Source organism: Bordetella muralis (assembly GCF_965139205.1).
Classification (GTDB): domain Bacteria; phylum Pseudomonadota; class Gammaproteobacteria; order Burkholderiales; family Burkholderiaceae_B; genus Bordetella_A; species Bordetella_A muralis.
Genome location: NZ_CBCSIU010000005.1, coordinates 225,131 through 242,951 on the forward strand (window position 1 = coordinate 225,131; position 17,821 = coordinate 242,951).

Below are 17,821 nucleotides of genomic sequence, written 5' to 3' on the forward strand. Positions count from 1 at the left end.
CGGACCAGAGGTGCAGGACAGACGTATCAGCATCACCGCTGCATGGCCTTTGTGCCATCAGCCGCATTGCGCCCGATGGCGCAAAGCATGGTCCATCAGCACCAGCGCCAACATCGCCTCGACAATAGGCGTGGCACGGATGCCGACGCAAGGATCGTGGCGGCCCAGCGTTTGCACCATGATGGGTTCGCCCTCGCTATTGATCGAGTGGCGCTCGACGCGAATGCTCGAGGTCGGCTTGATCGCCAGAGATACCGTCACCGGCTGCCCGGTGGAAATCCCCCCCAGCACACCGCCCGCGTTGTTGCCGATAAAACCCTCGGGCGTTATCTCGTCGCCATGTTCGGAACCACGCTGCGTAATAGAACCAAAACCCGCCCCGATCGACACGCCTTTGACGGCATTCAGGCCCATCATGACGTGCGCGATATCGGCGTCCAGACGGTCGTAAATGGGTTCTCCCCAGCCGACCGGTACGTTTTCCGCGACGACCTCGACACGTGCGCCGATCGAATCCCCATCGCGGCGCAGCTGATCCATATAGGCTTCGAGCTCGGGCACAATGCCGGCATTCGGCGCGTAAAAGGCATTGTTGGGCACCTCGTCCCAGGACACGAATGGAATCGGAATGGGCCCCAACTGGCTCATGTAACCGCGCACACGAATACCGTACTGCTCGGCCAGCCATTTTTTGGCAATCGCTCCGGCGGCGACGGTAGGCGCCGTCAGACGCGCGGAGGAACGCCCACCGCCACGCGGATCGCGCAGGCCGTATTTGTGGGTATAGGTGAAATCGGCATGCCCGGGGCGAAAGGTATCGGCAATATTGGAATAGTCCTTGCTGCGCGCATCGGTATTGCGAATCAGCAGCGCGATGGGCGTGCCGGTCGTCACGCCCTGGTACACCCCGGACAGAATCTCGACCTGGTCGGCCTCCTGGCGCTGTGTCACGTGGCGCGAGGTGCCCGGACGGCGGCGATCCAGTTCGGCCTGGATATCGGCAGCCTCCAGCGCCAGGCCCGGCGGGCAACCATCCACCACACAGCCGATGGCGGGGCCATGGGATTCGCCAAAATTTGTGACGCAGAAAAGAGTACCGAGAGTATTGCCGGACATGGACGTTAAGGAATCAGAAAAGCATTAGAAGGCAGGCCTGATTATGACATTGACGGGCGGCTGCCTGCGCGGGACGATGCAAAAGACGCGTTTATGACGAGCAACTGACTTCGATTCCCCCCGCCCAATCCGGTGGCAGTCCCGCGTAGGCTTCGTAGCCGGCTTTCTCGGTATAGGGGTCGCGCAGCAAGTGCAGCAAGGTATCAATTTCGCCGGCGTCGCCGGTTTTCGCCGCACGGATCGCCTGCTCGGCCAAGTGATTGCGCAGCACATAGAGCGGGTTGACGGCGTCCATCGCCTGGGCCCGTGCCTGGGCCGCAGCATCCGGCTGGCTCGCCCCGATCGAGGGAGCGGCCTCAGGGGTTGACTCGCGAGTTGTCTGGCCCGTTGAGCCGCCAGATGCGTTATCTCGGTCAATGGGATCCTGCACATGGCGTGCCGCCAAGCGCTCGTACCACGCGCGGGCCGCCTCACGGTCAATGAAGAGATCCTGAAAACCCTGCGGGCGGCCCCGAACGGCGTCGGCCAAGCGACGGAATGTCAGGGTGAAATCGGCTCGTTGATCGTGCATGAGCTTGAGCAGCGCATCCAGGAGCGCCTCGTCGTCTGCCTGCCAGCGATAGAGCCCGAGTTTCGCGGCCATGCGTTGATGAAAGGCCTGGATAAAAATCGCCTCGTAGCCATCCAACACCCCACGCAATGCCTCGACGTCGGCCACCAGGGTATGCAAGCTGCCCGCCAGACGATAGAGATTCCACAGCGCCACCGAGGGTTGCCGGTTCCAGGAATAGCGGCCTTCGGTGTCTGAATGGTTGCAGACGTGATCCAGTCTGAAAGTGTCCATGAATCCATACGGGCCATAATCCAGCGTCAGACCCAGAATGGACATGTTGTCGGTGTTCATCACCCCATGGCAAAAGCCTACGGCCTGCCAGTCCGCCATGAGCAATGCCGTGCGGCGGGTCACTTCGGCCAGCAGACGCAATATCGCACCGTCAGCCCCCGATGCGCCGCCCGTTTCGGCGTCACGGCAAGGGGGATAAAACTTGTCAATGACATAGTCGGTCAACACCCGCAACTCATCCGGCTGGCGACGCGAGGACCAGTGCTCAAACGACCCGAATCGAACAAAACTGGGAGACATGCGGGTGACGATCGCCGCCGTTTCCATCGTTTCGCGTCTGACGGGATCATCAGAGACGACCAGCGCCAAGGCGCGCGTGGTAGGGATTCCCAGGCCGTGCATGGCCTCGCTGGCCAGATATTCGCGCACGGACGAACGCAGCACGGCCCGTCCGTCGCCCATGCGGGAATATGGCGTCATCCCGGCGCCTTTCAGCTGTAATTCCCAATTGCCGTGGGGTCCTGCCACTTCGCCCAGCAGATGCGCACGGCCATCGCCCAATTGCCCGGCCCATACGCCGAATTGATGACCGCTATATACGGCAGCCAGCGTGTCGCCGCCCGGCAGAGGCTGCTGGCCTGAACAGACACGCAGAAACGTCTCGGATTGCAGGGCCTCGGGTGCCAGGCCGATCAACTCAGCGGCCTGCTCGTTAGCATGCAACAGCCTGGGCGCAGTCAACGGCTGCGCCGCCAGCCGTGTGTAAAACGCAGGCGGCAGCGCGGCAAAGGAATTGTCCAGCCGTAAGTCGTCCAGTTGATGCAGCAAGGTCGGTGAATCGGTCATAGTGAAAAATGAATCGTCAGGAATCGCAGAGGCTGCCGTGGTATCTCGGCCCGTGGACGGAGATCCACGCGCGAAGCGGGATCAAGGGTGGCCCGCGATGCGACACGCGGGTCCGAGCAGGTACGTCATCGCGGCACACCGGCACGCGCCCGGGCACGTGCCGCGCGCTTGGCAGGCCGTACATACAGGATAGCAGCGATGAAAAACACCAGCGACAGCGCAATTTCCAGGCCTGCCAGGGCAGCCGACATCGGCGCGGGGTCGGACATGGCCCGCACGACGCCCTCCATCAAATACAGCAATACCAGCATTGACGCCCATTGATAGGTATAGAGATTGCCCCGCAATACGCCGCGCAACGGAAAGGCCAATGGCAGCGCCTTGAGAAACAGCCACGAACCGCCCGGCCGGATCGGCGCCAGCACCGTTTCCCATGCCACGCACAAGACAATCAGGGCCAGCAAGGCTGCCGACGCCAGACGCCGCAGATTGGGATTCAACTCAACGTTCATCAGTGGTCTCGAGAAGTAAGGTCCCGGCTCAATCCTGTGCGAAGCCGTCTACACCTGCCCCAAGCATCCCGGCACGCAGGCCAGGAAGATGCCGGGAAAGAAACGCCCAAACTGCTATTATCGCCCGATGAGCCCCTCTGCCGAGCCCGCTACCGCTGCGCCGGAGCCGCCCCCAGTCACGCGCACGCGTACCCCCTGGATCACGCGTGTCGGCCGAGTGTTCCGTTTCGCCGCTCAACGGGCTGACGAGGAACGGCTGCTGCAGGTGGCGTCCAGTCTGACTTTCACCACCGTGTTAGGGCTGGTCCCCATGTTGGCAGTGGTGCTGTCGCTGTTCACGGCCTTTCCGGTGTTCCAGGATTTTCGGCTGGCGCTCGAGGATTTTCTCACGCACAGCTTGATGCCGCCGGCCGTGTCCGACAACATCATGAACTACCTGAATCAGTTCGCCCTCCAGGCCACGCGCCTCACCGCGATTGGCGGGGCTTTTCTGGTGGTCACGTCGATCCTGCTCATCATGACGATCGACAAGACTTTTAACGATATCTGGCATGTGACGCGTCAACGCCCGATTCCGCAGCGCGCCCTGGTGTACTGGGCCGTCGTGACACTGGGGCCGGTAGTGGCAGGTGCCAGCCTGTGGGCGACCTCTTTCGTGACTCGCGAATCCATGGGCCTGGTGCGCGATGTGCCGGAAATCCTGAGCCTGATCATTTCGTTTGTCCCCGTCATCCTGACGGGGCTGGGCTTTGCGGCCTTGTTTGTGGTGGTACCCAATCGCCAGGTGTTTTGGCGCGACGCCATGGCAGGGGGTTTCGGGACGGCAATTGTGCTCGAGCTCATGAAAGCCGCGTTTGCGTACTATCTGACACGTTTTCCAACATACACGGTGATTTACGGTGCGTTTGCCACACTGCCGATTTTTCTGCTGTGGATTTATCTGTCGTGGCTGGCGGTGCTGTTTGGCGCCACCGTGGCGGCCAGCGTGCCGTTGATCCGTCTGGGCCGCTGGGAAATCAACCGCAGTCCCGGTGCGCCGTACATCGACGCCATGGCCGTCCTGCGCTCACTGCATGCTGCCCAGGGACGCAGGCCCGCCGGCCGCAGCACCAGCTCCTTGGCCAAGCGCCTGCATCTGCACCACGACGAGTTGAATGCCGTCCTGGAAAAACTCGAACAGCTGGACATCATCGCCCGCACGTCCGAACAACGCTGGATACTGGCCTGCGATCCGCGCAAGATCCCGCTATCGCCCGTGGTTGACCATTTTCTGCTCGATCGGCAACAGCCCAGGCTGCAGGACGATCCGCACATTTTGGACGTCGCAGCGGCCGCCCTGGCCAGACGTGACACCCCCACACTGGAAGAACTCTCTCAGCTGGCGCACAATACGCCTATGGACGCGGCTGCGCCCGTGCCGCCGCTCGCAAGCCAGAATACAAATCGGGGCAACAGTCCCCAGGAGAAGCATCATGTTGAAAGTCAGTGAAATCCTACGAGTAAAGGGCGACACGCTTTATACGGCCTCGCCCGATATGTCCGTGGCCCTGGCCGTCCAAACCATGAGCGAGCAAGACATCGGCTCGCTGGTCATCATGGAGTCCGGCATGCTGACGGGCATGCTGACCTTTCGCGAAATCATCCGCCACCTGCATGACCACACGGACGGCGAATGGGGCAAGACCACTATCCGCGCCATCATGGACGACGCGCCGGTCAGCGTGTCCCCCAACACCAGCGCCGACGAGGTCCAGCGCCTGATGCTGGAAAAGCATGCGCGTTATATCCCCGTGATGGACGGCCCCATGCTGATGGGGGTGATTTCGTTCTACGACATGGCCCAGGCCATCGTGGCCGCGCAGCAATTTGAAAACAACATGCTGAAGGCCTATATCCGCGATTGGCCCGTTGACGGCAACAACGCCTCTGCAGAGCCCGCCTGAGCGGCATATGCGGTCCGTACAGGCAACCTGTACGGACCAGGCTGTCATCAAAATTGATTGCAGACAGCCCCCGGGGCTGACGCAGCCAGGCTGTGTGCGCCTGATACTGTGAACGGATTACGCCATCAGCACTGGTCTATCCGCCTAGCCGGCCGGCATCGCGACGGCGGCCGGCACATGCGATGAGCTCTGCAGACTGCGCCACGCTTCGTAAATCAACCCTGGTTCATTGCCCGCCAGACGCGCCGGATCGGACAACATGCGCCGCCAGCGCCGCGCTCCCGACTGGCCATTGACCAATCCCAGCATAGGGCGCGTCATCACACGCAGCGGCACGCCACGGCTCACCTGCTCCGCCGCGTAACGCACCATGGCGTCAACGACTTGTGCGTCCGTGGGCAAACGTCCGGACGGCCAAAGCCGCAATGACACCTCGGACAACACGCGCGGCGTGTGCCAGGCGGCGCGCCCCAACATCACGCCATCGAACTCATTCGCAGCCGCTACCGACTGATCCGCATCCGCCAAGCCGCCATTGAGCACAAAAATGCTGTCGGGAAAATCCGCCTTGAGCTGCTTTGCGACGTCATAGCGCAACGGAGGGATCTCGCGATTGTCTTTCGGCGACAGGCCCTTCAGCACGGCATTGCGCGCGTGCACGACAAATACCCGACAACCGGTGTCGTGAATCTTGCCCACGAAATCCCGTACAAAGGCATAAGACTCGTCGTAATCGAGACCCAGACGATGCTTTACCGTCACCGGGATATCGACCGCGTCCTGCATCGCCTTGATGCAATCGGCAACCAGGGCCGGCTCAGCCATCAGGCACGCCCCGAACGCGCCCCGTTGCACGCGCTCTGACGGGCAACCGCAATTCAGGTTGATCTCGTCGTATCCCCATTGGCGCCCCAACCGCGCCGCCTGCGCCAGTGCGTCGGGCTCGCTGCCCCCGACCTGCAGGGCCACGGGATGCTCGGCCTTGTCAAAATCCAGATGACGCTCGACGTTGCCGTGCATCAGCGCGCCGGTCGTGATCATCTCGGTATAGAGACGCGCGCGCGGCGCCAGCAGCCGGTGGAAATAACGGCAGTGCCGGTCTGTCACATCGATCATGGGGGCGACACAGAGCCGCCAGTCAGAGGGGTTCAACATTACGTAACGCACAAGAGGAATGCCGTATTTTACGGCGTTCGCCAAAATCGGCCGCATCGCCCGGCGGCCCGGTTGGCGCGTAGACTAAAATTGTGGCGCCGCTCCAGGCAGCGCCCCGCCGGGCTGCTGCCCCACGTCCACCCTTACTCGCTGATCCATGGCCGTTTTTACCCCTGTTTCCGATAACGACGCCCGAGCCTTGCTGGCGCATTTTGACCTAGGCGACCTGGTGTCGCTGCGCGGCATCACCGCCGGCATCGAAAACACCAATTATTTTCTGGTCACGACACGTGGCGAGTACGTATTGACGATATTCGAGGTGCTGACTCAGGCGCAGCTGCCCTTTTACATCGAGCTGATGCACCATCTGGCATCGCGCGGCGTACCCGTGCCGCAGCCTCAGACATTGCGTGACGGCAGCCGCCTGACCACACTGCATGGCAAGCCGTGTTCCATCGTCACGCGCCTGCCCGGCGGCTATGAGCCCGCACCGGGTGCGGCTCATTGCGCGTTGACCGGCGCCACCCTGGCCCGCGCGCATCTGGCCGCCCAGGATTTCCCCCTGCAGCAGCCCAATCTGCGCGGTCTAGCCTGGTGGGTCGAGACTGCCCCCAAAGTCCTGCCTTTTCTGGACCCGGCCCAAACTCAGTTGCTGACCCAGGAATTGTCGGCTCAGCAACAGGCTGCCCAGAGCCCCGCGTGGCAAAGCATGCCCGCCGGGCCGGCACATTGCGACCTGTTTCGCGATAACGTCCTGTTTGCGGGCACTTTTGATAGCCCGCTCATGGGCGGTTTCATCGATTTCTACTTTGCGGGCTGCGATACCTGGCTGTTCGACGTGGCCGTCAGCGTCAATGACTGGTGTATCGAGCGCGAGACGGGCAGTTTCATCCCCGAGCTGGTACAGGCATGGCTGCAGGCTTATGCCGACGTGCGCCCCTTCACCGACGCCGAGCGGCAGGCCTGGCCGACCATGCTGCGCGCCGCCGCGCTGCGCTTCTGGCTCTCGCGCCTGTACGACTACTATCTGCCTCGCCCGGCCCAGACACTCAAGCCGCACGATCCGCGCCATTTTGAACGAGTGTTGCAAGCGCGCCACCGCGAGGCGCTGCCCGCCTTGCCCTAAATGAACAGGCCCGCATAATAGAATGTAACGTGCGCCCGGGAAAATCTGGGCCATTCCGAACGTCCTCGCCCTCATGTTGAGGATAGTCCAGGCCAAGCCTGACTGCGGGGACATCCATCTAACGCTAATCGAGACTTATGCAAGCAGCATCCTTACCCGCATCCTATGGCTGGCAATGGGTACGAGACGGCCTGAAGTTGTTCATGAAGCAACCGCTCGCGGTCTTTACCTGGGCCTTGGCTATCAGTCTGCTGGTGATGTTTGCCAGTTTTACCCCGCCAGTGGGCCCACTGCTCTTTGTCGCGCTGATGCCCGTCGTGACCTTGATGACACTGTCTGCGTGCAAACATATCGAGGCGGGCCGCATCATGCTGCCCTCGATGTGGCCTCAGCCGCTGATGCGGCCCGGCGTGTTTAAAAAACTGCTGATCATGGGCGCGGTGTATGCGGGGCTCAGCATTACAGCGGGCTTGATTACCTTTTTGCCTTTTTCGGCGGAGTTGACCGAAGGGTTGCGCATCGCGTCGATCGAGCAGAATTTGACGCCCTTTCTCAGCGCCATGACCGTCCCGCTGACACTGTTCGGCATCTTGTACGTCATCATCGCGGCACTATTCTGGCATGCGCCTGCGCTGGTGGCCTGGCACGGCTTGCGCTTGGGTCAGGCGCTATTCTTTTCCGGCGTGGCGTGCTGGCGCAATAAATGGCCGTTCGTGGTGTATGGCATCACCTGGATCCTGGCATTTCTGCTCATCGACCTGTGCGCGGGGATCCTGGTCAGCATCGGACTATCTCCACAGATAGCCGGCACGCTGCAGATTCCCTTCAATATCGCGGCCGGCGGCGTGCTGTACTGCAGCTTTTATCCCGTCTACACGTCGGTGTTCGGGATCGAAGACACCCATGCCCACCCCGACCATCAATCGAACGACAGGCCACAGTCGGAAACATGAGATAAAGCGCGGCGAGGCAGATATCTGCCGCCGCGCTGATAGCGCTCAATAGCTCTGCGCGCCAGTGAAATTCAAGAAGCGCGTGCTCGACCCCTGGAACGTCAAGCGGACGGTACCGATCGGGCCGTTACGCTGCTTGCCGATAATGATCTCGGCCGTCCCTTTGTCGGGCGAATCGGGGTTGTAAACCTCGTCGCGATAAATGAACAGAATCAGGTCAGCATCCTGTTCGATAGCGCCCGATTCACGCAAGTCACTCATCACGGGACGCTTGTTGGGACGCTGTTCCAGACTGCGGTTCAACTGCGACAGCGCAATCAAGGGGCAACCCAGCTCTTTCGCCAGACCTTTAAGCGAGCGGCTGATTTCCGAAATTTCGGTCGCACGGTTTTCCCCGCCGCTGCCTGCCATCAGCTGCATATAGTCGATGATGATGAGGCCCAATTGCCCGCACTGGCGCGCCAGGCGGCGTGCACGGGCCCGGACTTCCATGGCGCTGAGCGCCGGGGTCTCGTCGATATAGACCTGCGCGTCCTGCATCAATTGCACGGCATGTGTCACGCGGGGCCAATCGTCCGCGACCAGTTTCCCGGTCCGCATACGGTGCTGATCGAGCATCCCCACCGAACCCAGCATACGCATGGCCAATTGCACCGCGCCCATTTCCATCGAGAACACGGCGACAGGCAGCCCCTGCTCGATCGCGACGTGCTCGCCGATGTTCATTGAGAACGAGGTTTTACCCATCGACGGGCGCCCCGCCACGATCACCAGATCGCCGGGCTGCAGGCCCGAAGTCATTTTGTCGAGATCGGCGAAACCTGTCGGCACACCCGTCACGTCAGAATCCGAGTCGCGGTGGTACAACTCGTCGATGCGCTCCACCACCTGCGTCAGCAGCGGCTGGATCTCCTGGAACCCGGCAGAGCCCTTTTCCCCCTCCTGGGCGATCTTGAAGACCTTGGACTCGGCTTCGTCCAGCAGCTGGCGTGCCTCTTTGCCCTGCGGATTGAATGCCGCAGCAGAAATTTCGTCAGCGATGGACACCAGCTTGCGCAGCATGGAGCGCTCGCGCACGATTTCCGCATAGCGGCGGATGTTGGCCGCTGACGGCGTGTTGTGGGCCAAAGCGTTCAAGTAGGCCAGGCCGCCGGTGTCCTCGGCCTTGCCCGCGCTGACCAGGGACTCGTTGACCGTGATCACGTCGGCAGGCCGCGCCAGACCAATCAGGCGTGCAACATGATGCCAAATCAGACGATGATCATGGCGATAGAAATCCTGTTCATCCAGTACATCGGCGATGCGATCCCAGGTGGTGTTGTCCAACAACAATCCACCTAGGACCGACTGCTCGGCCTCGATCGAATGTGGCGGGACACGTAGATAATCTAATTGGGGATCGGCAGGAGTATTCATAAGCAAGGCAAGAATGCGGGCGGCGAAGCATCGCGGGAAGCCGAATGATCCTCGGTATTTCAACACCCGATAGGATCGACTGCTCTGAGGCGGCGGCGAAAGACAGTGTCAATAATAAGTCACTTACGACTGGATTTCTCGCGAGAAATCACGTAGTCGCCAGCGGTACGGCTAGAACAAGGTACGCAACGTGTCCGCTACCTGGAAAAAACCCCGGATATCACGTCCCGGCAGACGTCCTGCCACAGGACGCAGTACGGCCGTGCTGCCGCAAATGACGCGCGCCAGGCGTTTCAGACGGGCACGGACCTCAGGGGCAGGATAGGCGGCGAAGTACGCAGCCAGCATCAGTTTGCCAAGCCCTACGGGGTCTGCATCGTCCAACTTGCGCAAGCCGAGCAGAGACGACAATAACTGGTACAGATCATAGGCCTGGGCGAGCGGCAGCGACAACGCCCCGCCGGTGTTTTCTTCGAAGTCGATGCGCCATAGCAGGCCGTCGCGCAATGTCACATTACGAATCTGGGCACCGCCATGCCAGTGTCCCTGCGCATGAAACTGAGCCAGGTCCACGGCCAGATCACGCACCCATTGCCGGCGCTGTTCAGGATCTGCATGCCGGATCAGATTGGCAAAATCCTCGCCGACATGCTCCAGCACCAACAATCCGGGGGCCTCCATCCACACGTCGGGGACGCGGCATCCAGCCTCGGACAATCGACGCAGGCGTTCGGCCTCGTAAGCCAAGCCATTACGCAAGAGCACACTGGGGTTCGGAAACTCGCCCAAAAACACTTTGCAGCCCACTGCCAGACCCAGCGCCCGCAGATAGCGCAGGCCATAGCTCAGGCCCTGCATCACGCTCGCCCGGCGGCGCTTTACCACGCACGCCACGCCATCTATCTCGACTTCACGCACAGAGGGCTCACGCGCAGCGTCGACGCTGTCCAGCCAGGCTTGCAGGCCAGCGGGGGCATGATGATGAGGGGACGTCGCAGGATGATTAGACAAAGGTCGGCTCAGAGGGACTCAGATAAATGAACACAGGCCGCAACAGGTATGCCAATGCGGATCCGGCGTCGCGGAATAGGTCGAAAGAGATGGGACGGGCATGAGATCGAGTAATCGATCAGCTGAAACCATAGGCTACCATTCTCAAACAAAACAATATCGAGAGCCCTATGCCGCACTTTGTCTTGGGGCGGCCCGGCAAGAAAAAAAGCCCCCGCGCTGCGCCTTCGGCTTGCTGCCCCCCGAGGGGGCGTTTTTTGNCTTGGGGCGGCCCGGCAANAAAAAAANCCCCCNCGCTGCGCCTTCGGCTTGCTGNCNCCCCCCCGAGGGGGCGTTTTTTGNCTTGGGGCGGCCCGGCNACAAAAAAGCCGGCACCGCCGGCTTTTTTGCAGGTGTGAACCGAGTGGTGCTTAGGAGATGTCGCCTTCGACCAGCACGTTCACGTCCACCAACACATCCGCGTGCAGCGCGACTTGGATGGGGTATTCGCCGACGGCCTTCAACGGACCGTTGGGCAAGCGGACTTGAGCCTTTTCGACGGCGTCAAAGCCGGCTTTCTTCAGGCCTTCGGCCACGTCGCCGTTGGTCACGGAACCGAACAAGCGACCGTCAACGCCGGCCTTTTGTTGGATCTTGAGTTGGTAGCCGTTCAGGCGGGCACCCAGAGCCTCGGCAGCAGCCAGCTTTTCAGCCTGGACTTTTTCCAGTTCGGCGCGGCGGGCTTCGAATTCCTTCAGGGCGGCGTCGGTAGCACGACGAGCCTTTTTCTGAGGGATCAGGAAGTTACGAGCGTAACCATCGCGAACACGGACGACTTCGCCCAGGTTGCCGAGGTTGACGACTTTTTCGAGCAGGATAACTTGCATTTCAGTGCCCCGGATTAGTTGTGGTTGTCGGTGTAAGGCAACAGGGCCAGGAAGCGCGCACGCTTGATGGCGCTGTCCAGCTGGCGCTGGTAGTGAGCCTTGGTGCCGGTCAAACGAGCCGGGATGATCTTGCCGTTTTCTTGCACGAAGTCGCGCAGCGTGTCCAGATCTTTGTAATCGATCTCTTCGACGCCAGCGGCGCTGAAGCGGCAGAACTTACGACGCTTGAACAGCGGGTTCTGCTGCGTGAATTTACGTTTTTCTTTGCGTTTTCCGAAGAAAGCCATGATGTGCCTCTTAGTCTAGCTGGGCCAGGTGTTGTTTAGCCTTGCCCAAAATCTGATGTCTGAATCCGATGTTTCTGTTAAGCCACCAACGGGTCATGCCCTGCACTACCACCGACTTTACGGACCTGCTGCATATGCAGCTTGACCTTTACCGAGTCTTTGCGAGCAGCGGCCAGAAAGCCCTGTATCAGCAACTCGGTCCCCAGAGGGGTGCCGGCCAGCAGTTGTGCCAGATCGCCCAAGGCCACAGCGGTAATCGTGAGCTCGACGCGGCGCGGATGGCCTGCCTCGATGACTTCCGATTCGTGGGCCAGCAGCATTTCCAGCGCTGGCACGCCGGCGGGAGTGTGGCGCAAAGGCTCGCATTCGAGAACGCGGGCGCTGAGTTCCAGGGTATTCATCCGCCAGATCGTGGTGAAAAAACAGTATCGTCGGGTTATTGAGCCTGAGCAGGAGCCGCGGCTTCGGCGCTGGCCTTGCGGGCCTCTTCACGCTCGACCGATTTCATCATGATCGAGGGCGTGGTCTGGGCTTTCTTGGTCTTGATGACCAGGTGGCGCAGAACAGCGTCGTTGTAGCGGAACGAGTGCTCGAGCTCATCCAGCGTGGCTTGGCCGCACTCGATGTTGATGCAGACGTAATGGGCCTTGACGAGCTTTTGAATGGGGTAAGCCAGTTGGCGACGGCCCCAGTCTTCCAGGCGATGCACGGTGCCGCCTTGGCCAGTAACCAGCGCTTGGTAGCGCTCGACCATGGCGGGCACTTGCTCGCTTTGGTCCGGATGGACGATGAACACTACTTCGTAGTGACGCATAGGTAAAACTCCTTGAGGATGTCCTGACGAAAAGCGACGCTGAACACGCCGTTCCCCGCCAAGGGGCAGCCCGCCACCCAAAAAACATGGGCAATCGAGCAAGAAAGCTTTTAATTATCGCCGATTTTTTGTCATGAAGCAATATGCAGCCCTGCGCCCCCGCCACAGCGGTAGCGGACAGGACGGTTGACAATGCTCACCATGACGTAGCTGATGATCATCAGCAGAAACCAGGACCCCAGCTTCGCAGGCGACACCCAATCCCAGCCATGCTGTTGGTTCGGATAACTCCAGGCCCGCGCAAAGGTACCGATATTTTCGGCAAACCAGATAAACAATGCCACCAGTGCGAAACCCACCAGCAGAGGCATACGCCGGTGGACCCGCCAGATACGGTAATACACCCACGTGCGCGCAAACAGCACGCCAGTCAACGCGAACAGAACGACCCGCAGATCGACGATGTAATGATGCGTGAAAAAATTGGCGTAGATCAGCGCCGACAACAACAGCGTGGCTGCCAGCGGCGGATGAGAAGTGAACTGGAAATCAAACAGGCGCCAGACCCGCGCCAGATAGCTGCCGACGGCGGCGTACATGAAACCGGTAAAGAGCGGCACACCGCCCAGGCGCAGGACACTGGCCTCTGGATAGATCCAGGACCCCACCGAGGTTTTGAACAGCTCCATGATCGTGCCCACCACATGGAACATCAAAATCACCCGGGCCTCGGCCCAGGTTTCCATGCGCAGCATCAACAACACGGCCTGAATGCCTAGCGCCGCCAAGGTCAGAAAATCATAGCGCGCCAGCGCAGCGTCCGTTGGATACCACCAATGCGTGGCCAGCAGCAGAGCGCACATCAACCCGCCAAACAGGCAAGCCCAGGCCTGTTTGACACCGAAGCGGAAAAACTCATAGAGAGCCGTACGTACACGGCTGTGGCCAGCCCAGCGCTGAGCCAATCCGGTTTCCCAGCCTTCGAGCCGCGCGATCAGCGGCCAGTCACGCGCGGCAGGGTCCGCCTCGACCGAGTCTAGGCGAGACGGAGCTGCGGCTACCGCCCCCTGTGCAGGCTGGCCGACAGGCGGCGAGCCAGAGGCGGACGAGCCGCTCATTCGCGCGCTTAGCCTTCTACAACAGCGTAAGCGGAATGGTTGTGAATGGATTCGAAGTTTTCGGCCTCGACGCGGTAACGCGCCACACCGGGATAGGCCGCCACGCGCGCAGCCACGTCACGGACCAGGTCTTCGACGAATTTGGGATTGTCGTAGGCGCGCTCGGTGACGTATTTCTCGTCGGGCCGCTTGAGCAGTCCCCACAGCTCGCAGGAGCCTTCGTCTTCGACCAGGCGAATGATGCGATCCATCGCAACGTCGCCATTCAATACGGCCGATACCGTTACGTGCGAGCGCTGGTTGTGCGCGCCGTATTCGGAAATGGCCTTGGAACACGGGCACAGGCTGGTCACAGGCACCTGCACGACCAACTCGAATTCGACCTGATCACCAGCAGCACGCGCGATCCATTGCACCTCGTAATCGAGCAGGCTTTGCACGCCCGATACCGGAGCGGATTTGTTGATGAAATACGGGAAAGCTGCCGTAATGTCGCCACGTTCGGCATGCAACAAGGGCAACATGTCGCGCGCCATTTCGGAGAACAGCGCCGGCGTCATCGGGACGGTGCGGTATTTTTCCAACAATGCCACGAAACGCGACATATGCGTGCCCTTTTCCTCGGCGGGCAGAGCCACCGTCAGGGTCCAGTTGGCCACGGTAGGCTGCGGGCCGTCGGCCGTCGCCACCAGCATGGGATGGCGCACGCCACGGATGCCTACGCGCTGAATCGGGATGTGCCGCGTATCAGCCGAGCTCTGGACATCGGGCATCACGAGGGCGGAATCGATCGGAGAATTCATAGGATTACCTGTCAGGGCAAAAAAGAAAAATCCACTGCCCTGAAATATGTCAAGGGGGCCATTATTACCGAAAACATGGCGTTAGGGCCGGGAAAACCCTCTTGCCAGTAGGTTAGCCCACCCGACTGGCAGCCCGGAGTTTACGCCGAGACGGCGCACAGGCACCACGGCATGTGGCGCCAAGCGGCCATTCCGGAGGTTATGACTGCGAGGCCGGCACGGCGTCCGCAGTGGCGTCTTGCCGCACAAAACGGGCGCGGATGGCATTCTCGATGCCCGTTGCGTCCAAGCCGACGCCAGCCAGCAAGGCCGCCTGATCGCCATGGTCGATGAACTGATCGGGCAACCCCAATTGCAAGACCGGCACCTGCACGCCCTCTTGGTTGAGCAGTTCTGTCACGGCACTGCCTGCTCCGCCCATGATGGCAGCTTCTTCGAGCGTGACCAGCGCATCGTGGCGCGCAGCCAGATCGAGGATCAGTTCACGATCGATAGGCTTGACGAAACGCATGTCTGCCACCGTCGCATCGAGCGACTCGGCGGCAGCCAGCGCGGCGTGCAACAGGGTGCCGAACGCCAGAATGGCAATGCCCTTGCCCTCGCGCCGGACCAAGCCTTTACCGACCGGCACCGTATCCAGGCTGGAGGTAATCTCGGCACCGCATCCGGCGCCGCGGGGATAGCGCACCGACGCCGGGCCGGGATATTGGTAACAGGTCGACAGCAGCAGCCGTGCCTCGTTCTCGTCAGAAGGCGTCGCCACCACCATATTGGGAATGCAACGCAGATAGGCAATATCGTAATTGCCGGCATGCGTCGCCCCGTCGGCCCCGACCAGACCGGCGCGATCCAGCGCGAAGGTCACATCCAGGTTCTGCAACGCCACATCGTGCACGAGTTGATCGTAACCACGCTGCAAAAAGGTCGAATAAATCGCCACCACCGGCTTTTGACCCTCACACGCCAGGCCTGCGCCAAACGTCACCGCATGCTGCTCGGCGATGCCCACGTCGAAATAACGGCGCGGAAAACGTTTCTCGAACTCGACCAAACCACTGCCCTCACGCATCGCAGGCGTGATTCCCACCAGGCGTTCGTCTTTCTCGGCCATGTCGCAGAGCCATTGCCCGAACACCTGAGTAAAGGTCTTGCGCGACGACGGCTTGCCCTGCTGGATGCCTACGGTCGGGTCGAATTTTCCGGGGCCGTGATACAGCACCGGATCGGCTTCGGCCAGCTTGTACCCCTGCCCTTTGCGCGTGACCACGTGCACGAACTGCAGGCCTTGCAAGGCCTTGAGGTTTTGCAAGGTCGGAATGAGGGCATCCAGGTCGTGGCCGTCAATGGGGCCGACGTAGTTGAAGCCGAATTCTTCGAACAAGGTGGCCGGTGTGACCATGCCCTTGGCATGCCCTTCGAAGCGGCGTGCCAACTCGAGCACAGGCGGCACATGTTGCAACACTGCCCGCCCGACATTTTTTGCGGTCGCATAAAAGCGTCCGGACATCAGACGCGCCAGATAGCGATTCAACGCGCCCACCGGCGGCGAGATCGACATATCGTTGTCGTTGAGCACCACCAGCAAATTGATATCCGGCGTGACGCCGGCGTTGTTCATTGCCTCAAAGGCCATCCCGGCCGACATCGCCCCATCACCGATCACGGCGATATGCTGACGTTGGATGCCAGCGTTGCGCGAGGCGACCGCCATGCCCAGCGCGGCCGAAATCGAGGTGGACGAGTGCGCCGTGCCAAACGCGTCGTATTCGGACTCGCTGCGTTTGGGAAAGCCTGAAATGCCGCCCGCCTGGCGCAGATGCGCCATGCCGGCGCGCCGGCCCGTCAGGATCTTGTGCGGATAAGACTGATGGCCCACATCCCACACGATGCGATCATGCGGTGTGTCGAAAACGCGATGCAGCGCCAATGTCAGCTCGATGGTACCCAGGTTCGACGACAAATGGCCGCCCGTCTTGGATACCGATTCCAGCACAAAGCCGCGCAACTCCTGCGCCAGAACCTTGAGTTCACGGCGATCTAGTTGGCGCAGGTCCGCCGGGGTGTGGATACGGTCCAGTATTTCTGTCGTCATGCTCGGTTCAGCGATCTCTGAGTACGATGTAGTCGGCCAGACGGCCCAACATCGAGGCGGAATCCCCTAGCGGGACCAGTGCCGCATGGGCCGCAGCGCGTAGCTCTTCGGCCAGCGCACGGGCATTGTCCAGCCCCAATAAAGAAACATAAGTGGGCTTGTTGCCCGCGGCGTCCTTGCCCGCGGTCTTGCCCAGACTGGCGGTGTCGGCAGTCACATCGAGAATATCATCGACTACCTGAAACGCCAGGCCAATGGCATGGGCGTAGTCGTCGAGCGCCTCGCGCGTCGCCGAACTGGCGCCAGCCACAATGCCGCCCAATGCCACACTGCATGCCAGCATAGCGCCGGTTTTCATCGTGTGCATGGTTTGCAGCTCATCGCGCGACAGCGAGCGGCCCACACTATCTAGATCGATAGCTTGCCCGCCCGCCATTCCCAGGCTACCGGCGGCCTGGGCCAGTGCGCGCGTAGCCTGCACGACGAGGGCAGGTGCGATGGGCATTTCGGCCAACAGCTCAAACGCCAGAGGCTGCAGCGCATCGCCCGCCAGCATAGCCGTAGCCTCGTCAAACTGCACATGCGTCGTAGGACGGCCGCGACGCAGCACATCGTCGTCCATGCACGGCAAATCGTCGTGGATCAAAGAATACGCGTGAATGAGCTCGACCGCCGCAGCGGCGCGATCCATCGAGGCCTGTACAGCGACAGTACTGCCATTGACCGGGCACGCCTGGCCTGCCGCATAGACGAGCGCAGCACGCACCCGTTTGCCACCGCCCAGCACGGCATAACGCATGGCAGCATGCAAGCGTGCGGGTTGCGTATCCACCGACGGCAGACAGTCGTCCAGCACGGTTTCAATATGCTGTGCGCGGCCCTGCAGCCAATCCGCGAACGCAAGATGTTGTTGAGTCAT

At 61.1% G+C, this 17,821-nt stretch carries 18 protein-coding genes; 4 read left to right on the forward strand and 14 right to left on the reverse strand.

Annotation, left to right across the window (positions count from 1 at the left end; translation table 11 throughout):
- Positions 1 to 57: 57 nt before the first annotated feature.
- The 3 genes from aroC to ACNA0I_RS10800 all read right to left on the reverse strand — a co-directional run bounded on the left by aroC (position 58) and on the right by ACNA0I_RS10800 (position 3,318).
- Entirely contained in the window at positions 58 to 1,116 is a 1,059-nt protein-coding gene (gene aroC, locus ACNA0I_RS10790; RefSeq protein WP_415805996.1) for a chorismate synthase, read from the reverse strand.
- A gap of 91 nt (positions 1,117 to 1,207) precedes the next feature.
- Positions 1,208 to 2,806 (reverse strand): protein adenylyltransferase SelO, encoded by a 1,599-nt coding sequence (locus ACNA0I_RS10795; protein ID WP_415805997.1) that lies wholly within the window; start codon positions 2,804 to 2,806, stop codon positions 1,208 to 1,210.
- Between the two features lie 125 nt (positions 2,807 to 2,931).
- Positions 2,932 to 3,318 (reverse strand): DUF2069 domain-containing protein, encoded by a 387-nt coding sequence (locus tag ACNA0I_RS10800; RefSeq protein ID WP_415805998.1) that lies wholly within the window; start codon positions 3,316 to 3,318, stop codon positions 2,932 to 2,934.
- A gap of 127 nt (positions 3,319 to 3,445) precedes the next feature.
- Here ACNA0I_RS10800 and ACNA0I_RS10805 point away from each other — a divergent pair, with 127 nt between their 5' ends.
- Positions 3,446 to 4,807 (forward strand): YihY family inner membrane protein, encoded by a 1,362-nt coding sequence (locus ACNA0I_RS10805; RefSeq protein ID WP_415805999.1) that lies wholly within the window; start codon positions 3,446 to 3,448, stop codon positions 4,805 to 4,807.
- Positions 4,791 to 5,261, forward strand: coding sequence for a CBS domain-containing protein (locus ACNA0I_RS10810; RefSeq protein ID WP_415806000.1), 471 nt, complete (start codon positions 4,791 to 4,793; stop codon positions 5,259 to 5,261). Before ACNA0I_RS10805 ends, ACNA0I_RS10810 begins: the two co-directional genes overlap by 17 nt.
- A gap of 144 nt (positions 5,262 to 5,405) precedes the next feature.
- Here ACNA0I_RS10810 and dusA read toward each other — a convergent pair whose 3' ends face one another.
- Positions 5,406 to 6,413: a tRNA dihydrouridine(20/20a) synthase DusA gene (gene dusA / locus ACNA0I_RS10815; RefSeq protein WP_415806037.1), complete on the reverse strand. Its 1,008-nt coding sequence runs from the start codon at positions 6,411 to 6,413 to the stop codon at positions 5,406 to 5,408.
- Between the two features lie 160 nt (positions 6,414 to 6,573).
- On the opposite strand from dusA, the gene ACNA0I_RS10820 reads away from it, so the two are divergent.
- Together ACNA0I_RS10820 and ACNA0I_RS10825 are read left to right on the forward strand one after the other, a co-directional pair.
- Positions 6,574 to 7,542: a homoserine kinase gene (locus ACNA0I_RS10820; RefSeq protein WP_415806001.1), complete on the forward strand. Its 969-nt coding sequence runs from the start codon at positions 6,574 to 6,576 to the stop codon at positions 7,540 to 7,542.
- Positions 7,543 to 7,679: 137 nt separating this feature from the next.
- Positions 7,680 to 8,495 carry a BPSS1780 family membrane protein gene (locus tag ACNA0I_RS10825; RefSeq protein ID WP_415806002.1) on the forward strand — a complete coding sequence of 272 codons (816 nt, stop codon included), beginning with the start codon at positions 7,680 to 7,682 and terminating at the stop codon, positions 8,493 to 8,495.
- A gap of 45 nt (positions 8,496 to 8,540) precedes the next feature.
- On the opposite strand, the gene ACNA0I_RS10830 is transcribed toward ACNA0I_RS10825, so the two are convergent.
- From ACNA0I_RS10830 to ACNA0I_RS10875, 10 genes are all read right to left on the reverse strand, one after another.
- The gene (locus ACNA0I_RS10830) at positions 8,541 to 9,911 is read right to left on the reverse strand and encodes a replicative DNA helicase (RefSeq protein ID WP_415806003.1); all 1,371 of its coding nucleotides are present in this window, start codon (positions 9,909 to 9,911) and stop codon (positions 8,541 to 8,543) included.
- Between the two features lie 171 nt (positions 9,912 to 10,082).
- Positions 10,083 to 10,922, reverse strand: coding sequence for a BUD32 family EKC/KEOPS complex subunit (locus tag ACNA0I_RS10835; RefSeq protein ID WP_415806004.1), 840 nt, complete (start codon positions 10,920 to 10,922; stop codon positions 10,083 to 10,085).
- 410 nt (positions 10,923 to 11,332) lie between these two features.
- Positions 11,333 to 11,788: a 50S ribosomal protein L9 gene (gene rplI, locus ACNA0I_RS10840; RefSeq protein ID WP_415806005.1), complete on the reverse strand. Its 456-nt coding sequence runs from the start codon at positions 11,786 to 11,788 to the stop codon at positions 11,333 to 11,335.
- Positions 11,789 to 11,802: 14 nt separating this feature from the next.
- Positions 11,803 to 12,075, reverse strand: coding sequence for a 30S ribosomal protein S18 (rpsR, locus tag ACNA0I_RS10845; protein ID WP_415806006.1), 273 nt, complete (start codon positions 12,073 to 12,075; stop codon positions 11,803 to 11,805).
- Between the two features lie 77 nt (positions 12,076 to 12,152).
- Positions 12,153 to 12,476 carry a primosomal replication protein N gene (gene priB, locus ACNA0I_RS10850; protein ID WP_415806007.1) on the reverse strand — a complete coding sequence of 108 codons (324 nt, stop codon included), beginning with the start codon at positions 12,474 to 12,476 and terminating at the stop codon, positions 12,153 to 12,155.
- Positions 12,477 to 12,511: 35 nt separating this feature from the next.
- Entirely contained in the window at positions 12,512 to 12,889 is a 378-nt protein-coding gene (gene rpsF / locus ACNA0I_RS10855) for a 30S ribosomal protein S6 (RefSeq protein ID WP_094822015.1), read from the reverse strand.
- Between the two features lie 131 nt (positions 12,890 to 13,020).
- The gene (locus ACNA0I_RS10860) at positions 13,021 to 14,007 is read right to left on the reverse strand and encodes a DUF817 domain-containing protein (protein ID WP_415806008.1); all 987 of its coding nucleotides are present in this window, start codon (positions 14,005 to 14,007) and stop codon (positions 13,021 to 13,023) included.
- Positions 14,008 to 14,015: 8 nt separating this feature from the next.
- Complete coding sequence (folE2, locus tag ACNA0I_RS10865; protein WP_415806009.1) at positions 14,016 to 14,810, reverse strand: GTP cyclohydrolase FolE2; 795 nt, start codon at positions 14,808 to 14,810, stop codon at positions 14,016 to 14,018.
- Between the two features lie 199 nt (positions 14,811 to 15,009).
- The gene (gene dxs / locus ACNA0I_RS10870) at positions 15,010 to 16,902 is read right to left on the reverse strand and encodes a 1-deoxy-D-xylulose-5-phosphate synthase (protein ID WP_415806010.1); all 1,893 of its coding nucleotides are present in this window, start codon (positions 16,900 to 16,902) and stop codon (positions 15,010 to 15,012) included.
- Between the two features lie 7 nt (positions 16,903 to 16,909).
- The gene (locus ACNA0I_RS10875) at positions 16,910 to 17,821 is read right to left on the reverse strand and encodes a polyprenyl synthetase family protein (RefSeq protein ID WP_415806011.1); all 912 of its coding nucleotides are present in this window, start codon (positions 17,819 to 17,821) and stop codon (positions 16,910 to 16,912) included.